This is a genomic window from Phaeobacter sp. (genome assembly GCF_022825805.1).
GTDB lineage: Bacteria > Pseudomonadota > Alphaproteobacteria > Rhodobacterales > Rhodobacteraceae > Phaeobacter.
The window spans coordinates 1-18,493 of the sequence record NZ_JAJDWC010000067.1 but is presented as its reverse complement, the minus strand read 5'-3'; the positions used below and the strand labels follow the sequence as shown (position 1 = coordinate 18,493).

The 18,493-nt window shown below is 60.0% G+C and carries 16 protein-coding genes; 9 read left to right on the top strand and 7 right to left on the bottom strand.

Going from position 1 to position 18,493, the window contains the following annotated elements; all coding sequences use genetic code 11:
- Window positions 1-446: 446 nt before the first annotated feature.
- Window positions 447-1,229: a 3-hydroxybutyrate dehydrogenase gene (locus Q0C28_RS07425; RefSeq protein WP_293574307.1), complete on the top strand. Its 783-nt coding sequence runs from the start codon at window positions 447-449 to the stop codon at window positions 1,227-1,229.
- A gap of 236 nt (window positions 1,230-1,465) precedes the next feature.
- Window positions 1,466-2,494 carry a patatin-like phospholipase family protein gene (locus Q0C28_RS07420; RefSeq protein WP_293574305.1) on the top strand — a complete coding sequence of 343 codons (1,029 nt, stop codon included), beginning with the start codon at window positions 1,466-1,468 and terminating at the stop codon, window positions 2,492-2,494.
- Window positions 2,495-2,564: 70 nt separating this feature from the next.
- On the opposite strand, the gene Q0C28_RS07415 is transcribed toward Q0C28_RS07420, so the two are convergent.
- The 4 genes from Q0C28_RS07415 to Q0C28_RS07400 all read right to left on the bottom strand — a co-directional run bounded on the left by Q0C28_RS07415 (window position 2,565) and on the right by Q0C28_RS07400 (window position 6,169).
- A complete protein-coding gene (locus tag Q0C28_RS07415; protein WP_293574303.1) occupies window positions 2,565-3,323 on the bottom strand; it encodes a DUF502 domain-containing protein in 759 nt (252 codons plus the stop codon).
- A 94-nt stretch (window positions 3,324-3,417) separates the two neighbouring features.
- Window positions 3,418-4,332 (bottom strand): pseudouridine-5'-phosphate glycosidase, encoded by a 915-nt coding sequence (locus Q0C28_RS07410; protein ID WP_293574301.1) that lies wholly within the window; start codon window positions 4,330-4,332, stop codon window positions 3,418-3,420.
- The gene (locus tag Q0C28_RS07405) at window positions 4,329-5,294 is read right to left on the bottom strand and encodes a PfkB family carbohydrate kinase (protein WP_293574300.1); all 966 of its coding nucleotides are present in this window, start codon (window positions 5,292-5,294) and stop codon (window positions 4,329-4,331) included. Before Q0C28_RS07405 ends, Q0C28_RS07410 begins: the two co-directional genes overlap by 4 nt.
- A 47-nt stretch (window positions 5,295-5,341) precedes the next feature.
- Entirely contained in the window at window positions 5,342-6,169 is an 828-nt protein-coding gene (locus Q0C28_RS07400) for a DUF4198 domain-containing protein (protein WP_293574298.1), read from the bottom strand.
- Window positions 6,170-6,257: 88 nt separating this feature from the next.
- Between Q0C28_RS07400 and Q0C28_RS07395 the strand changes: the two genes are divergently transcribed.
- Window positions 6,258-7,370 carry a HupE/UreJ family protein gene (locus tag Q0C28_RS07395; protein ID WP_293574311.1) on the top strand — a complete coding sequence of 371 codons (1,113 nt, stop codon included), beginning with the start codon at window positions 6,258-6,260 and terminating at the stop codon, window positions 7,368-7,370.
- 153 nt (window positions 7,371-7,523) lie between these two features.
- Here the strand turns inward: Q0C28_RS07395 and Q0C28_RS07390 are convergent, their stop codons facing one another.
- Window positions 7,524-8,159 (bottom strand): thiamine phosphate synthase, encoded by a 636-nt coding sequence (locus Q0C28_RS07390; RefSeq protein WP_293574296.1) that lies wholly within the window; start codon window positions 8,157-8,159, stop codon window positions 7,524-7,526.
- Between the two features lie 224 nt (window positions 8,160-8,383).
- Between Q0C28_RS07390 and Q0C28_RS07385 the strand changes: the two genes are divergently transcribed.
- From Q0C28_RS07385 to Q0C28_RS07375, 3 genes are all read left to right on the top strand, one after another.
- Complete coding sequence (locus Q0C28_RS07385; RefSeq protein ID WP_293574294.1) at window positions 8,384-9,130, top strand: RNA methyltransferase; 747 nt, start codon at window positions 8,384-8,386, stop codon at window positions 9,128-9,130.
- Between the two features lie 80 nt (window positions 9,131-9,210).
- Window positions 9,211-10,359, top strand: coding sequence for a heme A synthase (gene ctaA / locus Q0C28_RS07380; protein ID WP_293574292.1), 1,149 nt, complete (start codon window positions 9,211-9,213; stop codon window positions 10,357-10,359).
- A gap of 2 nt (window positions 10,360-10,361) precedes the next feature.
- Window positions 10,362-11,831 carry a carboxypeptidase M32 gene (locus Q0C28_RS07375; RefSeq protein WP_293574290.1) on the top strand — a complete coding sequence of 490 codons (1,470 nt, stop codon included), beginning with the start codon at window positions 10,362-10,364 and terminating at the stop codon, window positions 11,829-11,831.
- Between the two features lie 142 nt (window positions 11,832-11,973).
- On the opposite strand, the gene Q0C28_RS07370 is transcribed toward Q0C28_RS07375, so the two are convergent.
- Window positions 11,974-12,324 carry a DUF6614 family protein gene (locus Q0C28_RS07370; protein ID WP_293574288.1) on the bottom strand — a complete coding sequence of 117 codons (351 nt, stop codon included), beginning with the start codon at window positions 12,322-12,324 and terminating at the stop codon, window positions 11,974-11,976.
- Window positions 12,325-12,524: 200 nt separating this feature from the next.
- Complete coding sequence (gyrA, locus tag Q0C28_RS07365; protein ID WP_293574309.1) at window positions 12,525-15,233, bottom strand: DNA gyrase subunit A; 2,709 nt, start codon at window positions 15,231-15,233, stop codon at window positions 12,525-12,527.
- A 337-nt stretch (window positions 15,234-15,570) separates the two neighbouring features.
- On the opposite strand from gyrA, the gene Q0C28_RS07360 reads away from it, so the two are divergent.
- The 3 genes from Q0C28_RS07360 to pgl all read left to right on the top strand — a co-directional run bounded on the left by Q0C28_RS07360 (window position 15,571) and on the right by pgl (window position 18,289).
- Window positions 15,571-15,840, top strand: coding sequence for an usg protein (locus tag Q0C28_RS07360; RefSeq protein WP_293574286.1), 270 nt, complete (start codon window positions 15,571-15,573; stop codon window positions 15,838-15,840).
- A 290-nt stretch (window positions 15,841-16,130) separates the two neighbouring features.
- Entirely contained in the window at window positions 16,131-17,621 is a 1,491-nt protein-coding gene (gene zwf, locus Q0C28_RS07355) for a glucose-6-phosphate dehydrogenase (protein ID WP_293574284.1), read from the top strand.
- Window positions 17,618-18,289, top strand: coding sequence for a 6-phosphogluconolactonase (pgl, locus tag Q0C28_RS07350; protein ID WP_293574282.1), 672 nt, complete (start codon window positions 17,618-17,620; stop codon window positions 18,287-18,289). The genes zwf and pgl overlap by 4 nt, the downstream gene beginning before the upstream one ends.
- The last annotated feature ends 204 nt before the right edge of the window (window positions 18,290-18,493 follow it).

The window sequence follows — 18,493 nt, the reverse complement described above, 5'->3', positions numbered from 1 at the left end:
CGGCAATGTACTCTTCAAAACGCGCCCGCAGCGCTGATGGCAATGGTGCTGGCATAAGACATCCTCCCGGATATCTTGAATCACGCCAGCACCAATTTGGGAACCCAAAACGATTCAGACTTCAGGAAAGACGCTTTAGCCGCTGTCTCGCCCCCGGATCGCGTGACTGCGCTGGCACTGTGCGTTTACTTATGTCGAGAAACTGGAGCGCACCATAGGTGAATTTGGGGGCAGAGCGTCGCATCGATATCTTTTGGTCGGTTGCAATGTGGTGGGTCGCGATGCGGTGCGCCGGTCGGGTCGCGTTGATCTGGCGGTCATGCCTCGCTGGTCGCCGTGAGCAGGCGCAGTGGTCGTTGCAGGCGCAGCAAAATTGCCCGTTTATTTTGCAATTGCAGCATGGCACAGTCGCGCCAGAGATGTGATGTGAACAAAGGGTGCAGCAGATGACACAGACGGCGTTGAGCGGCAAAACAGCGGTGATCACCGGATCAAATTCCGGCATTGGATTGGGCGTGGCGCGGGAATTGGCGCGTGCGGGCGCGGATGTGGTGTTGAACTCGTTTACAGACCGCGAAGAAGACCACGCCATTGCTGCTGAGATCGCGGCGGAGTTCAACGTAAAGGCGCGCTATATCGCAGCAGATATGTCTGATGCGGACGCCTGCCGTCAGTTGGTGATGTCAGCGGGGCGCTGTGATATCCTGGTGAACAACGCAGGTATTCAGCATGTGGCCCCGGTCGAGGATTTCCCGGTCGACAAATGGAACGCGATCCTCGCGATCAACCTCTCCTCTGCGTTTCACACTGCCGCAGCCGCCCTGCCGATGATGCGCGCCGCCGGTTGGGGCCGGGTGATCAACATCGCCTCGGCCCATGGTTTGACGGCTTCACCCTATAAATCGGCCTATGTGGCGGCCAAACACGGGGTGGTCGGGCTGACGAAGACGCTGGCACTGGAAACCGCCGAAGAGCCGATCACTGCGAATGCGATCTGCCCGGGCTATGTCTTGACGCCGCTGGTTGAGGCGCAAATCCCCGACACCATGGAGAAATACAACATGGGACGCGAGGAGGTGATCAAGAAAGTCATGCTGGAGCGTCAGCCCAGCCGGGAATTTGCCACTGTCGAGCAACTGGGTGGCACCGCTGTGTTCCTGTGTTCTGATGCCGCCAGCCAGATGACCGGCACCACGTTGAGTGTTGATGGCGGCTGGACCGCTTTGTGATGGATTGCCTTGTATTGGGCCGCGATAGCGTGAGCCGTGTGGTGAGGGTGCCAGCTACTGGCGCAGGCGCGCGCTGAGGAGCGCGCAGACGGGGGCCAGCCCCCGCTTGCCCTTCGGGCAATTCACCCCCGGAGTATTTCTGGAAAGGTGAAAGCGCAGGCTGGCAGTACGCAAGCGCAGGCCGGCAGAGCGCAAGCGTAGGTTGGTTGAGTGAGTGGCAGTTTGGGAGCAGGCGGATGACAAGGCGGATTAATCTGGCGTTGCAGGGCGGCGGTGCTCATGGTGCCTTCACCTGGGGTGTTCTGGACCGGCTGTTGGACTGCGAAGATCTGGAGATCGCTGCGATCACCGGTACCTCTGCCGGGGCGCTGAACGGCGCAGCCCTGAAAGCAGGGATGGCGCAGGGCGGGCGCGCAGGTGCCAAGGCCTGTCTGGATCAGCTGTGGCAGCGTATGGGCGCGGTGGGTGACATGCGGTTTGCCCATTGGCTGGCTGGGTTTGATGCTGCGCCACTGTTGACGATGCTGGATTGGATTGCGCCATTTTCTCCGGCGGAGAACCTTGGCCAGTTGTTGTCGCCTTACAGCTATGGTCCGTTTTATGCCAACCCGCTCCGACCAGTGGTGGATGGGTTCAATTTTGCCGAAGTCTGCGCCGAAACCGGGCCGGATTTGTTCATCTGTGCCACCTGTGTGCGTACGGGCAAAGTGCGGGTGTTTTCGGGCGCAGAGGTCACAACCGAAGCGGTGCTGGCCTCTGCCTGTTTGCCCAACCTGTTTCAGGCGGTTGAAATCCATGATCCAAAATCTGGCCGCACAGAAGCTTATTGGGATGGGGGCTATACCGGGAACCCGGCGCTGTTTCCCTTGTTCGCGCCCGATTTGCCCGCGGATGTGGTGATTGTCAGCATCAACCCGCTGGAACGTGATGCGATCCCGCGCACACCGCAGCAGATCCAGAACCGGATCAATGAGATCAGCTTCAACTCGTCGCTGTTGCGGGAACTGCGGGCGATTTCCTTTGTGCAGCGCTTGCTGGCGGATGGCAGCATTGAGGACGGGCAGATGAAACGGATCCTGGTCCATCGCATCGCGGACGATGATCTGATGCGGCAACTGTCGGTGCAGACCAAATTGATCCCGATCCCGCATATTCTGGCGAAGCTGAAAACCGCTGGGCAAGCGGCCGCAGACGGGTTTCTGGCCCACGAAAGTGCTGCGATCGGAGAGCGGTCTACCGTGGATCTGGCCGCGATGTTCGGCTGAGCGCGGACGCGCGGCGGCTTTGTTTGCTCGTCGAGGCAATTCAGGCTGCTGAATGTCAGGCTGTCAACTCTCAGGCCGCTGTGTCATCGGCCTCTGCCGGGCGCTGCTTTGTGTTGGCCTGCAGGGGCGCTGTGCTCTGCGCAGGCTCGGCCTCCGGTGGGCGGCTTGGGTCTTTGCCGTTTGGATAAACCAGCCCGGCCGAAATCACCAATTTGGCGGCGTCTTCGACAGACATGTCCAAAATCGTGACATCCTGTTCAGGGAAGAACAGCAAAAAACCGGAGGTCGGGTTCGGCGTTGTCGGGACAAAAATGCTCAGCAATTTGTCACCAGAGGCGCTGCGTGCCGCAATCTCGCCTTTGGCGGTTGTCGAGACAAAGCCAATGGCCCAGATCCCTTTGCGCGGATATTCGATCAGACAGGCGGTGTCGAAACTGCGCTCGCTCTGGGCAAAGACGGTTTCTGAAATCTGCTTGATCCCGGAATAGATCGACCGCACCACCGGCATCCGGTCCACCAGGCTTTCGGCAAAACCGATCAAAGAGCGCCCGATGATGCCCTTGGCGATCCAGCCCACCACGATGGTGAAGAGCAGGAAAATGATCAGTCCGACGCCGCGCAGGTTGATGCCGATATATTGCTCGGGCTGCACCGTGTTGGGCACCAGCGGCAGCACCACGCCGTCGATCCAGCCCATCACCGTCCAGAGCAGCCAAATGGTCAGACCAACAGGGGCAATCACAACAATACCGGTCAGAAAGGAGGAGCGCAGTCGTGCAAAAACTCCGGGACGGCGGTGGTGTGGCTCTTCGTCAAAAGGTGTGGTCATGGGCGTTTTCGGAGGCGTCTTTTCAGGTCGGGATCATGTGGAAGCTAGGCAGGGTTTTGCGCCACCGCAATGGGCGGCGACGCAGAAACACGCATTATTGTGGCAGGGTGACCAGTTCCTGAGCAATTTTTGCAGCCAGTTTGGCATTGTTGCGCACCAAAGCAATGTTCGCGGTCAGCGAGCGCCCCTCTGTCAGCTCAAAAATCCGCTGCAACAGGAAGGGTGTCACGTCTTTGCCGCGGACGCCCTGATCGTCTGCTTCGCCCTGGGCCTGTGCAAGTACGGGGGCGAGCTGTTCTGCGGGGATCTGATCAGCGTCGGGGATCGGATTGGCAATCAACTGACCGCCGGGCAGACCCATCGCTGTGCGGGTGGTATGGGCGCGGGCAATCTCAGCGGCGCTGTCCATACGCAAGGGCGCCACCAGATCGGAGGTCGCGGACCAGAAGGCCGGGAAACTGTCCTGGCCGAAGGCAATCACCGGAACCCCCTGGGTTTCCAGAACTTCGAGGGTTTTGGGTAGATCAAGGATCGCCTTGGCGCCTGCGGCCACCACGGTAACGGGTGTCTGCGCCAGTTCCATCAGGTCCGCGGAGATATCAAAGCTGGTTTCTGCGCCTTTGTGGACGCCGCCGATGCCGCCGGTTGCAAACACCTGGATCCCGGCCAAGCGCGCCGCGATCATTGTGGCGGCAACGGTCGTGGCGCCGGTGCCACCGGTGGCGATGCAGGCGGGCATGTCGGCGCGCGAGATTTTTGCCACGTTTTTGGCCTGTCCCAGGGCGCGCAGTTGCTCGGCCTCAAGCCCGACCCGCAGGGTGCCATCCATCACGGCCATGGTCGCGGGCACCGCACCAGCGGCACGGATATCGTTTTCGACCTGGGCTGCGACCTCAATGTTTTGGGGATAGGGCATGCCGTGGGTGATGATCGTGCTTTCCAGCGCGACAATGGCTTTGCCGTTGTCACGGGCGGCGGCGACTTCTGCGGAATACTCAATTTTGATCAAAGGGGAGGTTCTCCTGAAACATAGGTGGCCGCTGCTTTCAAGGCAGCCGCAAGGGCCGTTTCGCGACTTTCACCACGGGCCTCGGCAGCGATATGCGCCGCCATGAATGTGTCGCCAGCGCCGGTTACACGCGCCACGGTGACGCGCGGGGGCGTCTGCGTGATAATGTCCTTGGCGTCTGCCTCGGTTGCGCTGCTGCCGCCATCGGTCACCAAAACACGTGAGGCGCCGCGCTCCAGCAACGCCTGGGCGGCGACGGCGCTGTCTGTCAATTCCCGCTGACACAGAATGCTCGCCTCTTCGAGGTTCACATACAGCGTGCCACAGCTTTGTTGCAGAAACGGGCGCAGCCGCTCGGCCTTGCCAGGGGAGGCAGGCGCGACCCGCAGGTCGGCGCGGGCAAAGGCGGCATCGGTTGCAATTTCGTTCAGCAAGCTCAGGGTCAGGTTCCCGTCCAGCGCAATGGGGCCAGCGTAAGGTGTTTCCTGATTTCCGAGGGTGCCGTCGCTCAGCGGGCGCAGGATCTTGGATCCCGCAGCTTCCAGCGAATGGGCGTCCGCGATTGCCGCAATCAGGCCATTTGCGCCCTCGACCGCCATATACCGATCCGTTGGCAGATCGTCAGAGCGATAGAGGTGATCTGTGATCAGGCCGAGGTGACGGCAGGCGGTGACCAATTCATCCCCTTCTGCGTCCCGTCCCACCGCGCTCAGCAAGGCGGGGCGCAGGCCGAACCGGGCCAGCGTCATGGCGATGTTCAGAGCAACGCCGCCTGGCAGGCGCGTGATGCGTCCGGGCATATCGGAGCCACGTCGCATTTCCGCCGGGCATCGACCGATAATGTCCCATAAAACCGAACCAATACAGAGAATGTCAGCCTGGGCGTCAGATGCGCTGGTCGTGGTGCCATCTGTGCGCGACGGCGCAGCAGATGGATCGGTGGAGGCGTTGGGATGTGTCATGGCCGCTGTATTGCCGTTTTTGCGCCCACCCGCAAGGCGCAAGCCGATCAGGGCATGGCGAAAGTCAGCGCCGCCCAGTGGCTCTGCCAGACGGCATCATCGCTCTGCGTTGGCACATGCGGGCGCAAGACAACCGCATCCAACAAATAGCGGTGACCTGGGGCTACGGAAATGCGGGCTTGGCCGTTTGTGTCGGTATGCTGTGTGGTCAGTGTCACCGCGCCATCCGGGGCCTTCGCGAATACGGTGATCTGATGCGCGGCCAGGGGCGTGCCACCGTCGGCGCCACGTTCGACCAAGGTTACCAGAACGCCAGTGTTCTCTGGGCTCTCATAGGGGTTGGTGGCGGCAACAAACTCCAGCTCCATGCCTTGATAGCTGTCGCTACCGCGGCCGTGACCCACCCCAATCAGCGCCTTGGCGTGACGGATATAGCGTTCGGCAAAGCCACTATTGGGCAGGCCGCGCGCCATGTGTTGTGCCAGGGCTGGCTGCAGGCCTTTTTCCTCCACGAAGGCTGCGAATTTGTCCCACTCCTCATACGTCAGCCGATCCGCCCGGGTTTCATGCAGGATCGTCAGCAATCCATCCGGAACAGCGCCCAGCGATAGGGCCGGTGTGTCGCCCAATCGCCCGGTGTAGCTGCGCCGCTCGCCCGCCTGGATCGTCTCAAACCGCGCGATGTTCTGGTCCAGATAGGGCAGACGAAACCCATTGAAGTTCTGCCCGTTCCGCAAATCGGCACTGACGGATGCACCGGATTTCACTTGATATTTTTGAGGCGCAACCCAAAACTCATGGCATAGCGCTGCGGCGGGCAGAAGACCGGGGACCAAACTGGCCACAGCAATGAGCAAGGGGCGGAGAAAGAGCATGAGGGACCTAGCACCTGTGTTTGAATGTGGGGCTGCCATCGGTGGAGTTGGACGAGCCATTGGGCGGTTGATCACGCGTGGATGGCAGATGTGCCTGCAGGTCTTGCTGCTCTGCGGGATCTGGTTGTCGTCATACACTAGCGGGTCTGCTCATGAAGTCACGCCAACGATTGCGGACTTTGCAATTGTTGATGGCGAGTTGGAAATCCAGCTGCGCCTCAATGCTGAGGCGTTTGTGGCGGGTATCGACCTTGATGGGATGCTGGACACGGACACTGCAGAACAGGCACAGGATTACGATGATCTGCGCGCCTTGTCGGCAGACGAGCTGGAGCCGATGGTGCGCCTGTTTGCAGAGGACTGGCTGCCGACACTTGCGGTTGAGGCCGGTGGCTCCGTTGATCTGTCGGTCCGAGCGGTCACCATACCAGAGGTGGGAGAGGTCGAGTTGCCGCGCACCACCATGCTCGTTCTGTCTGGGGCGGTTGATCCCGCAGCGCGTGGGTTGAAAATCAACTGGCCACGCGGCTCGGGCGATGTGGTGATGCGCCAGAATGAGGTCGCCGAGCCCTACATCGGGTTCCTCACCGGGGGTGAAAGCACGCCCACGATCCCATTGACCGGTGGGCTGGCGCAGACGCCGCGTGACGCGTTTCTTGATTACATCCCGGTTGGATTCACCCATATCCTGCCCAAGGGCCTGGATCATATCCTGTTTGTCTTGGGTCTGTTTTTCTTCTCGACCCGGCTGCGGCCGCTGATCTGGCAAATCAGCGCCTTTACGGTTGCGCATACGATCACGCTGGCTATGGGGTCACTGGGCATTGTTCGCATTGATCCGGCCATCGTGGAGCCGCTGATCGCGGGCTCAATCGTCTTTGTTGCGGTTGAAAACATCTTTGCCCGCAAGCTGCACAGCTGGCGGACCCTGGTGATTTTCGGCTTTGGTCTGCTGCACGGTCTTGGCTTTGCCTCCGTGCTTGGTGAATTCGGCCTACCGGACAATCAATTCATCCCGGCCTTGCTCGGCTTCAATGTGGGCGTTGAACTGGGGCAGCTGACGGTGGTGGCCGCTGCCTATGCGCTCTTTGGGTTCTGGTTCTGGGGCCATCCAAAATACCGCGGCCGCGTGGCCATCCCTGCGAGTTTTACCATCGCACTGATTGGCGGCTATTGGTGCGTGGAGCGGCTTTTCCTGTGATCAGCCGCGACTGATGCGGATCAGGTCCTAAAGGTGCTATCTACTCAGTTGTCTCTGAGTGGATAGCATCGGGCCCAACAAGGGCCCGAAGTCACCGGGGCTAGTATGCAGGCGCCAGCCCCCTGTGGCATCATATGTGCAGTCGGGTCTGGATCAGCCGTCCATTGAGGCGATCAGACCCTTCAAGGCGACCACCGGATCCTCGGCGCGCCAGATCTCGTCCCCGATACCGAAAAAGTCGGTGTAGGGCGTCAGCTCTCGCACCAGTTCGGGTGTCAGCCCACCTTCGGCGACCACTGGCACTTCGATCATCTCCGACCACCACTGAAACAGATCACGCGGGGCCTGATTGCCATCGCCCAACCCGGAGGTGCCAACCGGACCGAGGCTGACGTAGTCAGCGCCAGCTTCCGCTGCTGTCAGCCCATCATGGCGCGAGGCACCACAGAAACTGCCGACAATCGCATCGGCGCCCAGCGATTTGCGTGCAGCGCGCACAGAACGCGACGCATCAGACAAATGCACCCCATCAAGGCCAAGCCGCTCTGCCAGGACCTGATGGTCGCTGATGACAATAGCCACATCGCGCGCATGGGCCACAGAACGCAGCGCGTCGCCCGCGCGGCTCAGCGTGTCTTCGTCGCGGCTGGCCAGCTCCAATCGGATGCAGGCAATCTCGCAGTCATCCAGAACCCGCGCCAGCAGATCTGGAAAACGACCCAGTTCAAAGCTCGCAGGTGTTGTCAGATAGATCTGCGGTTTTTCGGGGGCTTCAGTTGCGCTGTCCATGGGGCGGGCTCCTGTTGTGTGGTGTCTGGTGTTTAGCGCATTTGCCACCGGACGCAAGCCGTGCCCTCCAAATCACCGCCACGTGCCTGCCGAAGCCGTCGACAGTCTGGGGGATGCCGGGATTACAGGCCTGATCGCCGAAATCTGGCACACCGACAGGATCGCGGCTCTTGCTCCTTGCGGTGCAGGACAGTAGAGCAGGGCAGATTTTTCCGGAGGAGCCGATGCCGCAGCACAGTAATAAACCCGCTTTTGTCCTGGTGCGTCCGCAAATGGGCGAGAACATCGGCGCTGCGGCCCGGGCGATGTGGAACTTTGGTCTCGACCGGATGCGGATCGTGGCCCCACGGGATGGCTGGCCCAACCAGAAAGCGGTGGCAATGGCGTCGGGCGCGGGGCGTCTGTTGGATGACGCGATGCTCACGGATGATCTGCCCGGGGCGCTGGCTGATTGCGATTTCGTCTTTGCCACCACAGCCCGCCCGCGCGAGCTGACAAAACCGGTCTACAGCCCCGAAGCGGCGATGCAGCTGGCGGCCGAGAAAATCACGCGCGGCGAAAAGGTCGCTGTGCTGTTCGGCCCGGAACGTGCCGGTCTGGAAAACGACGATGTGGCGCGCGCCAATGCCATCATCACGGTGCCGGTCAATCCAGAGTTTGCCTCTCTCAATCTGGGGCAGTGCGTGTTGCTGACAGCCTATGAGTGGCGCCGCCAAACAACCGAAGTTGCAGCGGTCACCACCGATCTGGGCAAATCCGATTGGGCCAGCCACGCCGACGTGGATGCTCTGGTCACCCACTACGAGGATCGGCTGGACGAGGCGGGGTTTTTCTTCCCACCCGAGAAGGCGCCAGGCATGAAAGTGGTGTTTCGCAACCTGTTCAGTCGATTGCCGTTGACCCGAGCAGATGTTCAGATGTTGCATGGCGTCATGCGACAGATGGTCCGGTGGAAAGAAAAACGCGACTGATCAGGCAGTTGCCGCAGGCGACAGGACTGGACGGGGCAGGGTGGCCACCCTAGCTTCACGAGAAATTGGAAGAGGCAAGCATGAGCAAGCGCAGCATTTTCGAAGAGGTTTCGACCCCGCAGTCGCAAGAACGCGCCAAAGCGCAGCCCGGTGGCATTGACCGCGCCCATCGCGGTGCACGCCGCGGCATCCGTATTTGGTTGTCGATTTTGTTCGGTCTGGTCGTGGCGATGATCGTGGTTGGCGGGCTGACCCGGCTCACCGACAGTGGCCTGTCGATCACCGAATGGCGGCCCATCGCCGGGGCGGTGCCACCTTTATCAGACGCTGACTGGCAGTCTGAATTCGACAAATACAAACAAATCGACCAGTGGCGCATCCAGAACCAGTGGATGGAGCTGAGCGATTTCAAAGTGATCTATTGGTGGGAATGGGGCCATCGCCAGCTGGCGCGTTTTGTCGGGCTGGTCTGGGCTGTGGGGTTCTTCGGCTTTTTGGCGGCGCGTCAGATCCCGACCGGTTGGACCCGGCGTTTGCTGCTCCCGGGGCTGCTTGGTGGCCTGCAGGGGGCGATCGGCTGGTGGATGGTGGCCTCTGGCGTGACCCAGGGCGAAGGCATGACCGCTGTGGCCTCTTACCGTTTGGCGACACACCTTGGCCTCGCCTTTGTGATTTTGGGGCTTTTGTCCTGGTATATCTTCCTTCTTGGCCGCGAAGAGCGGGATCTGATCCAGTCACGCCGGGCAAAGGAGAAAAAGCAATTTGGTCTCTCCACGGGTCTGTTGCATTTCAGCTTTTTGCAGATCCTGCTTGGCGCCTTGGTTGCCGGGATTGACGCAGGCCGGTCCTATACCGATTGGCCGTTGATGGGCGGGCAGGTCATTCCGCCCAATCCGCTGATGATCGAGCCGATTTGGCGCAACTTCTTTGAAAACCCCGGGCTTGTGCAGTTCATTCACCGTGTGAGCGGCTATCTCTTGCTGGCCTTTGGGGTTGTCGTCTGGCTGCGTGGTCGCCGCAGTGCCCATCTGCGCACGCGGTTTGCCTTCAACGCTGTATTTGCGGCCTTGCTGCTGCAGATGGTTCTTGGCATCGTCACAGTTGTTTACGGCGCGCCATGGCAGATTGCGATCATTCATCAGTTGATGGCTGTGATCCTCTGGGTTCTCGTTCTGCGGGCCCGGTTCCTGTCGGCCTATCCGATTGCGACCTCTATCAAGGAAAGCTGAAGATGACTGCATTTGACGAGTTGATGGCCTTTCAGCGCGACACCCAGGCTCTGGGTCAGGTCGCGGGCCGGTTGGGCTGGGATCAGGAAACCATGATGCCGCGCGGTGCAGCGTCGCAGCGCGGCGAAGAAATGGCCGCCATCGAAGCGGTCCTGCATGCCCGCCGCGCAGATCCGCGCGTTGCGGAGTGGTTGGCGGCCGCCGAAGCGCCCGACGCCACGGGCGCAGCGCAGTTGCGCGAGATCCAGCGCGGATATGATCGCGCAGTAAGAGTACCAGCTGACCTGGCGAAACAGATTGCGCGCGTCACATCCGAGGCGCAGGGCAAATGGGCGCAGGCCCGAGCGGCTGAAGATGTTGCGGCCTTTCTGCCGGTGCTGGAAGAGGTTGTGGCGCTGAAGCGGGCCGAGGGTGAGGCGCTTGCCACCGATGGCAGCGTCTATGACGCGATGGTTGCCGATTATGAACACGGCACCAGCAGTGCTGACATCGCAGCGCTGTTTGATGCGATGCGTCCGCGTTTGGTGAACCTGCGAGCGCAGGTTCTGGACCGGCCAGCTCCCAAGGGGCTCAGCGGGACATTCGATGTGGACAAGCAGATGGCCCTGACCACAACCCTGGCGGAGACCTTTGGGTACCAGATGAACCATGGGCGCATCGACAAGGCGGTGCATCCGTTTTGTTCGGGCAGCGGGCTTGACGTGCGGGTGACCACACGCACCAGTGCGGAGGATCCGTTCAACTGTTTCTACTCCACCATTCATGAAGTGGGGCATGCGGCCTATGAACAGAACATTGATCAGGCTTATCTGCTAACGCCCTTGGGGCGTGGTGTCTCCATGGGGGTTCACGAAAGCCAAAGCCGGATTTACGAAAACCAGCTAGGCCGCAGCCGGGCGTTTTCCGGTTGGCTGTTTGAACAGATGACAGAGACGTTTGGCGCCTTCGGAATTGCGGATGCGGAAGGGTTTTATGCTGCGGTGAACGCTGTGCAGGATGGCTATATCCGCACCGAGGCGGATGAGCTGCAGTATAACCTGCACGTCATGCTGCGGTTTGATCTGGAACGCGCGCTGATGTCTGGCGACCTGCAGGTGGCTGATCTGGAAGCGGCCTGGAACGTCCGTTTTGCCGCTGATTTTGGATATGCTGTCGACAAGCCATCCAACGGTTGTTTGCAGGATGTGCACTGGTCCGTTGGTCTGTTTGGCTATTTCCCGACCTATAGCCTTGGCAATGTTTATGCTGGTTGCCTGTATCAGGCCCTGCGCGCCGATGTTCCGGGTCTTGATGAGCAGCTGGCCCAGGGCGATACATCCGCAGCAACCACCTGGCTGCGCGACAAGCTTCAGCGGTTCGGGGGATTGCGCTCTCCGGTGGAGACCATCACCCATGCTGCAGGCATGGCGCCCAGCCCGGAGCCATTGCTGGCCTATCTGGAAGAGAAATTCACACGTCTCTACGACCTCTAAGGTCACAGATAAGATCACGGATAAGGCTGTGACCACAAAGAGTGCAGGAAGCCCCCGGTCGAAGGTCGGGGGCTTTTTCGTGCCGGCGTTTCAGCGCGCGAGCTTTTGAAACGCTGCCGCCAATCACAGTCACACTAGCAGATCAGATCAGCGCCATGCGTTCGGCACGTTCCGGATCCGGGAATGGGCGATAAAGCCCGATATCAGCGCTGGCGATCAATGTGTTCACATTGGCATAAAGCCGCTCGACGTTTTCATCCATCTCACCCAGAACGCGGAATGCCTGATCAAGATGGGTCATATCGCGGAACTCGATTTCCAGGAGGAAATCCCGGTTGGCATCGCTGGCGAGGTTTAATTTGCGCCGCAGCAGGCGCCAGCTGAGGATGACCTCCCGTTCTTGCAGGTAGCCCATCCACTGATCGACGGCATTGGCAAACGCCAGCGCCTTTGCCTCGTGGTGCAGGTCGATGGAGCAGTGATAGAGATTCATGCGCGGTCTTCCTTTCCCGGTGATGGACCCAACCTCAGGTTGCTGAGTGAGAGTGCCTGAAACCAATTAGCCAAAGGTTAATGTGGGATCAGAACAAAATTCAGTCGCAGAACAGAACACGCCGCCCCCGAGGGAGCGGCGTTTTGGATCTTTGTTGGAAGATTGTTGTGTCGCCTCACCGATGATCGCGCAGCGCGCTATCATTCTTCGGCAGCGGCATCCTCTTCATCGGCCTGATCCGCAATCCATGCGACCGAGACGACCTCTTCGCCCTTGCCGGTGTTAAACACGCGGACACCGCCTGCAGAGCGCGACCGGAACGAGATGCCATCCACGGGCACCCGGATGGATTGGCCTTTGGAGGTGGCCAACATGATCTGATCGTCCAGCTCCACCGGGAAGGAGGCCACGATGGCACCACCACGCATCGCTTTGTCCATCGCGGTCACGCCCATGCCACCGCGTCCGCGGACCGGATAATCATGGCTCGAGCTCAGCTTGCCGGAACCACCTGTGGTGATCGTCAGGATCAGGTTTTCGGATGCCGACATCTCGGCATAGCGTTCCTGGCTGATGGCACCGGCAACAACGTCGTCTTCGTCGGTATCACCGTCATCAGCAATTCCCGCCACCGCGCGGCGCATTTTCAGATAGGCTGCGCGCTCTTCGGGAGAGGCTTCGAAGTGGCGGATCACCGACATCGATACGACCTGATCATCGCCGTTCAGGCGGATGCCACGCACACCGGTCGATTCACGGCTGTTGAAGACCCGAACATCGGTTGTGCGGAAGCGGATCGCCCGACCCGAGTCGGTGAACAGCATCACGTCGTCCTCTTCGGAACAGATCCGCGCATTGACCAGTCGCACCGAACCATCCTCGGGCAGCTTCATCGCGATCTTGCCGTTGCGGCGCACATTGGCGAAATCCGACAGGCGGTTGCGGCGAACATCGCCCGCCGTGGTCGCAAACACCACCTGCAGGTTTTCCCAATCGTCGTCCGGTACATCAACCGGCATGATCGCGGCGATGGACACACCGGTTGGGATCGGCAGGATGTTCACGATGGCCTTGCCTTTGGCGGTGCGCCCACCCTGTGGCAGGCGCCAGGTCTTCAGTTTGTAGACCATGCCGTCCGTGGTGAAAAACAGCAGCTGGGTGTGGGTGTTGGCGACAAAAAGGTTCGTCACCACATCCTCTTCTTTGGTCTGCATACCAGACAGACCCTTGCCGCCACGTTTCTGCGCACGGAAATCCGCAAGCGGCGTGCGTTTGATGTAGCCGCCGGAGGTGATGGTCACCACCATATCCTCGCGCTCGATCAGATCTTCGTCGTCCATGTCACCGGACCAATCAACGATCTCGGTGCGCCGTGGCACGGCAAAGTTGTCGCGCACCTCGCGCAGTTCATCAGAGATGATGCCAAGAATGCGTTCGCGCGATGACAGGATTTCAAGGTATTCCTTGATCTTGCCAGCCAGCTCTTCCAGCTCATCGGTGACTTCCTTGACACCGATCTGCGTCAGACGCTGCAACCGAAGTTCCAGAATGGCACGGGCCTGCACCTCAGAAAGGTTATAGGTGCCATCGTCGTTCATCGTGTGGGTCGGATCATCGATCAACCGGATGTAGCTGGCGATATCTTCGGCCGGCCAACGGCGGGTCATCAGCTTGTGACGGGCCTCGGCAGCATCGGCAGATGCGCGGATCGTAGCAACGACCTCGTCGACGTTCGACACGGCAACTGCAAGACCACATAGGATATGGCTGCGTTCGCGGGCCTTGCGCAGATCAAAGGCCGTGCGACGCGCAACGACATCTTCGCGGAAATCAATAAAGGACGTCAGGAACCGCCGCAGGGTCAGCTGTTCTGGGCGCCCGCCGTTCAGCGCCAGCATGTTGCAGCCAAAGGACGTCTGCATCGGGGAGAAGCGGTACAGCTGGTTCAGCACCACTTCTGGGGTGGCGTCCCGCTTCAGCTCGACAACAACCCGGACGCCATTGCGGTCGGATTCATCCTGCACATGGGCCACGCCTTCGATACGCTTTTCGCGCACCTGCTCGGCGATCTTTTCGATCATGGCCGCTTTGTTGACCTGATAGGGGATCTCGTCCACGACGATGGCGTAGCGGTCACGACGGATTTCTTCGACGCGGGTTTTGGCCCGGATGATGACGCTGCCGCGCCCCTCGAGGTAGGCCTTGCGCGCGCCAGAGCGGCCCAGCATCACGCCGCCGGTCGGAAAATCGGGACCCGGCACATAATCGATCAGCTGCTCGCTGGTGAGATCCGGATCCTCGATCAGCGCAAGCGTTGCATCCACCACTTCGCCGAGGTTGTGGGGCGGAATATTGGTGGCCATGCCGACCGCGATGCCCCCGGCGCCGTTGACCAGCATGTTGGGGAAGCGCGCGGGCAGCACCGTTGGTTCCCGGTCCTTGCCATCATAGTTGTCCTGGAAATCGACCGTATCCTTTTCGATATCGGCCAGGATCGCGGAGGCAGGCTTGTCCATGCGCACTTCGGTGTAGCGCATCGCAGCGGCGTTATCGCCGTCCATGGAGCCAAAGTTGCCCTGACCATCCAGCAACGGCAGCGACATGGAAAAGTCCTGCGCCATCCGCACCAGGGCGTCATAGATCGCGCTGTCGCCATGCGGGTGGTATTTACCCATCACATCGCCAACGGGGCGCGCGGACTTCCGATAGGGTTTGTCGTGGCTGTTGCCGACCTCATGCATCGCATAGAGGATCCGGCGGTGGACAGGTTTCAGACCATCCCGCAGATCGGGAATGGCGCGGCTGACGATGACCGACATCGCATAGTCGAGATACGACGCGCGCATCTCGGACTCGATGGAGACTGTCGGACCATCATATTGTGGCCGTTCAGGCTTGGTTTCGTCCATATTTTCGGGAGTTTCCGGCGTATCGCTCACGTTTGCTGCCCATCGCAATTACAGGGTCTATATGTTGTGTCAGTACCTTAACAGGAAGCGCATATAAGGCGCAAGCTGGCTGGGGGGGGACTGCGGCATTAACCTGCTGTTTCGGGGACAATCGCGGCCGAAATTCTGTTTAATCCCAGTTCCGAACCGGTTCAAAATACCTGTAAACGCTGGGTGATTGCCGCGTGAAACGAGTGCTAGTTCAGGACAGATCCAATGCAAACCTCTGTATTTGTTCGGAATTAACCAATGCTGTGGTAATCTGTCTTTCCTGGGGGTGCCCCTGAAGGAGGTACAAATGGAGAGAAGCGAAACGGAATTGATGTTGAAAGGCTATGGGTTCACCACGGCAGAGATGACCTATCACATGCCGGACTACACCCATGTTCTCAATACCTTTGTCTGGCAGGATTATGACCTTGCCCCGGATCATCCACGATTGTTTGAATTTATCGAATTCTGGCAGCGCGAGATTGAGGGACCGTTGCATTCGGTGCGGTTCACCCATCGCAAAATGATCAGCGCCGGGGAATGGCGCAATGTGACCGGCGTGTTGCATCTGCACTGACGGTGGATCACGCCCTGCGAAGTGCTGGTGCTGTTTGGGTTGACGCCAATGGCGGGTGAGGCATGATTGCCACGCCCACGCAGAGCACATCGTTCTAGATGACCTGCAGAACCACCAAGCAGGTTGACGCGCAATCCCGTGTTTTCTTCTGTTGGCAAGTGCTTATACTTGTGTCGAGCCGCCATCGGCGCACCCGCAAGGGAACCATGAGGCGGATGAACACGTCAGCGCTGTCGCCACCGGCGCAGCAACAACACGGAACGCCGCCAGCCGACAGAGGGGCATGAACCATGGTGTCACGCGTTATTCCGGTCGACCCTTTTGATCTGGTGATTTTTGGGGCCACCGGTGATCTGGCGCAGCGCAAGATTCTGCCTGCGTTGTTTCGGCGTCATTGCGATGGTCAGCTGCCGCAATCTGCGCGCATCCTTGGCGCGGCGCGACGCGATATGCTTGCGGCTGAGTTCCGCGATCTGGTTGCAGACGGGCTACACCGAGGCGTGCCCGATGCCGATCCTGACCAAATCCGCAGCTTTCTGGCTCGGCTGGATTATCTGGCGCTGGATGCCACCGAAGACACTGATGATACGACGCAGACCACGGGCTGGCAGGCCTTGGTGGACACTCTGGGCTCGCCTCAGACAGACCGTGTGCGGGTGTTTTATTTTTCCGTCGGTCCATCGCTGTTTGCGCCGCTCGCAGAACAGATCTGGGCCCACGGGTTGGCGGATACGAACACGCGGATTGTCGTGGAAAAACCCTTCGGGCACGATCTGGCGTCGGCGCGGGCGCTGAACAAAACGCTCGCAAGCCATTTTGATGAGGGGCAGATTTACCGGATCGATCATTATCTGGGCAAGGAGACGGTGCAGAACCTGATGGCGGTGCGCTTTGGCAATATGCTGTTCGAGCCGCTGTGGAACAGTCAGTACATTGATCACATTCAGATCACCGTGGCCGAAATGGTCGGCGTTGCCGGGCGGGAAAGCTACTATGACCGCACTGGCGCGATGCGGGACATGATGCAAAACCACCTGATGCAGCTTTTGTGCCTGATCGCGATGGAGCCGCCAGCAAAATTCGACCCCGACGCGGTGCGCGATGAAAAGCTGAAGGTGATCCGCGCGCTGGAGCCGGTGGAGCCGCATCACATCGTGCGCGGCCAATATGTCAGGCCCACGGGTGCCACGAGCGAGGATCTGACCTACCGGGAAACCGTGGGGGCCGAACGGTCAACCACCGAAAGTTACGTCGCGCTGAAAGCGCATATCAGCAACTGGCGGTGGGCGGGCACCCCGTTTTATCTCAGAACCGGTAAGCGGCTGGTTGCGCGGTCCTCGGTGATCAACGTGTTTTTCAAGGATGCGCCACATTCGATTTTTGGCGCTGATGCTGGGCGGCATGCCAATCTGTTGACCATCCGCTTGCAGCCCGATGAAGGCATCACGCTTAAGGTGACGATCAAGGAGCCGGGACCCGGTGGGATGCGATTGATCGACGTGCCGCTGGACATGAGCTTTGCGCAGGCGCTCGGAGACAACATCCAAAACGCAACCGATGCCTATGAACGGCTGATCACCGATGTCATACGGGGCAATCAGACCCTGTTCATGCGCGGAGATGAGGTGGAGGCTGCCTGGGCCTGGACCGATCCAATCATCGCAGGCTGGGGCGCGCGTGGCGATGTGCCCAAACCCTATGATAGCGGTAGCACTGGCCCCGGTGATGCGGATTTGTTATTGCGGCGCGACGGTCGAGACTGGCGGGGGATCAAGCCATGAACATTTCTGAATACGCAGATCGCGACATGCTGGCCATTGATGTGGCCAACCAGCTTGCGGGTGATCTGAAAACGCATCTGCTGCATCACGACCGGGCGTCTTTTGCCGTTGCAGGTGGGACGACCCCGGCGCCGATCTTTGACGATCTTTGCGCCGCCGACATCGAATGGGATCGGGTGCAGGTCATGGCGACCGATGAGCGTTGGGTGGCGCCCGATCACGACCGCTCCAACGCGCGCATGATCCGTGATCGGCTGTTGGTGGAGCGCGCATCGGCCGCGACCTTCCTGCCGTTCTATCGCGCGGGGCAAGCCCCGGAGAATGCGCTGGCCGAGTTGGCGGCAGAGGTCGACGCAGATCTGCCACTGTCGGTGGTATTGCTGGGTATGGGCGACGACATGCACACAGCCTCTCTGTTTCCGGGGGTTGCGGGTCTGGATGCGGCACTGGCCAGCGATGCGCCTTTGCTCGCCGTGATGCGCCCAGACAGCCAGCCAGAACCACGGATCAGCCTCACGGCGCGGGTCCTGGATGCGGCGATTGCCAAACACTTGGTGATTTTCGGCGATAGAAAGCGCGAGGCGTTGGAACGCGCGCTGACCTTGCCGCCGGAAGAAGCCCCCATTCAGGCGGTGTTGTCAGAAATGACCGTCCACTGGGCGCCCTAAAGCAGGTCCACCGTTATCTTCATTGAGCGCTGGTCGCTAGGATCAATAAATTTCGCTAACCCCTATGGGGGTCTGATGCCGGAGAGTGCAGAATCCTACGCTAAGGCGGTTTGATCACTTTTTTGACCACCTGTATTCGCCGGTGAGAAGGATGTGGGGCCATCCGAGTGGCGAAATGTGCGCTAGCAGATCTGGTGAACAATC

Excerpts from the sequence above, each read along its gene's own strand:
- Q0C28_RS07425 (WP_293574307.1), top strand. The coding sequence starts at position 447 with ATGACACAGACGGCGTTGAGCGGCAAAACAGCGGTGATCACCGGATCA.
- Q0C28_RS07420 (WP_293574305.1), top strand. The coding sequence starts at position 1,466 with ATGACAAGGCGGATTAATCTGGCGTTGCAGGGCGGCGGTGCTCATGGT.
- Q0C28_RS07415 (WP_293574303.1), bottom strand. The coding sequence starts at position 3,323 with ATGACCACACCTTTTGACGAAGAGCCACACCACCGCCGTCCCGGAGTT.
- Q0C28_RS07405 (WP_293574300.1), bottom strand. The coding sequence starts at position 5,294 with ATGACACATCCCAACGCCTCCACCGATCCATCTGCTGCGCCGTCGCGC.
- Q0C28_RS07400 (WP_293574298.1), bottom strand. The coding sequence starts at position 6,169 with ATGCTCTTTCTCCGCCCCTTGCTCATTGCTGTGGCCAGTTTGGTCCCC.
- Q0C28_RS07395 (WP_293574311.1), top strand. The coding sequence starts at position 6,258 with ATGTGCCTGCAGGTCTTGCTGCTCTGCGGGATCTGGTTGTCGTCATAC.
- Q0C28_RS07390 (WP_293574296.1), bottom strand. The coding sequence starts at position 8,159 with ATGGACAGCGCAACTGAAGCCCCCGAAAAACCGCAGATCTATCTGACA.
- Q0C28_RS07385 (WP_293574294.1), top strand. The coding sequence starts at position 8,384 with ATGCCGCAGCACAGTAATAAACCCGCTTTTGTCCTGGTGCGTCCGCAA.
- ctaA (WP_293574292.1), top strand. The coding sequence starts at position 9,211 with ATGAGCAAGCGCAGCATTTTCGAAGAGGTTTCGACCCCGCAGTCGCAA.
- Q0C28_RS07375 (WP_293574290.1), top strand. The coding sequence starts at position 10,362 with ATGACTGCATTTGACGAGTTGATGGCCTTTCAGCGCGACACCCAGGCT.
- Q0C28_RS07370 (WP_293574288.1), bottom strand. The coding sequence starts at position 12,324 with ATGAATCTCTATCACTGCTCCATCGACCTGCACCACGAGGCAAAGGCG.
- gyrA (WP_293574309.1), bottom strand. The coding sequence starts at position 15,233 with ATGGACGAAACCAAGCCTGAACGGCCACAATATGATGGTCCGACAGTC.
- Q0C28_RS07360 (WP_293574286.1), top strand. The coding sequence starts at position 15,571 with ATGGAGAGAAGCGAAACGGAATTGATGTTGAAAGGCTATGGGTTCACC.
- zwf (WP_293574284.1), top strand. The coding sequence starts at position 16,131 with ATGGTGTCACGCGTTATTCCGGTCGACCCTTTTGATCTGGTGATTTTT.
- pgl (WP_293574282.1), top strand. The coding sequence starts at position 17,618 with ATGAACATTTCTGAATACGCAGATCGCGACATGCTGGCCATTGATGTG.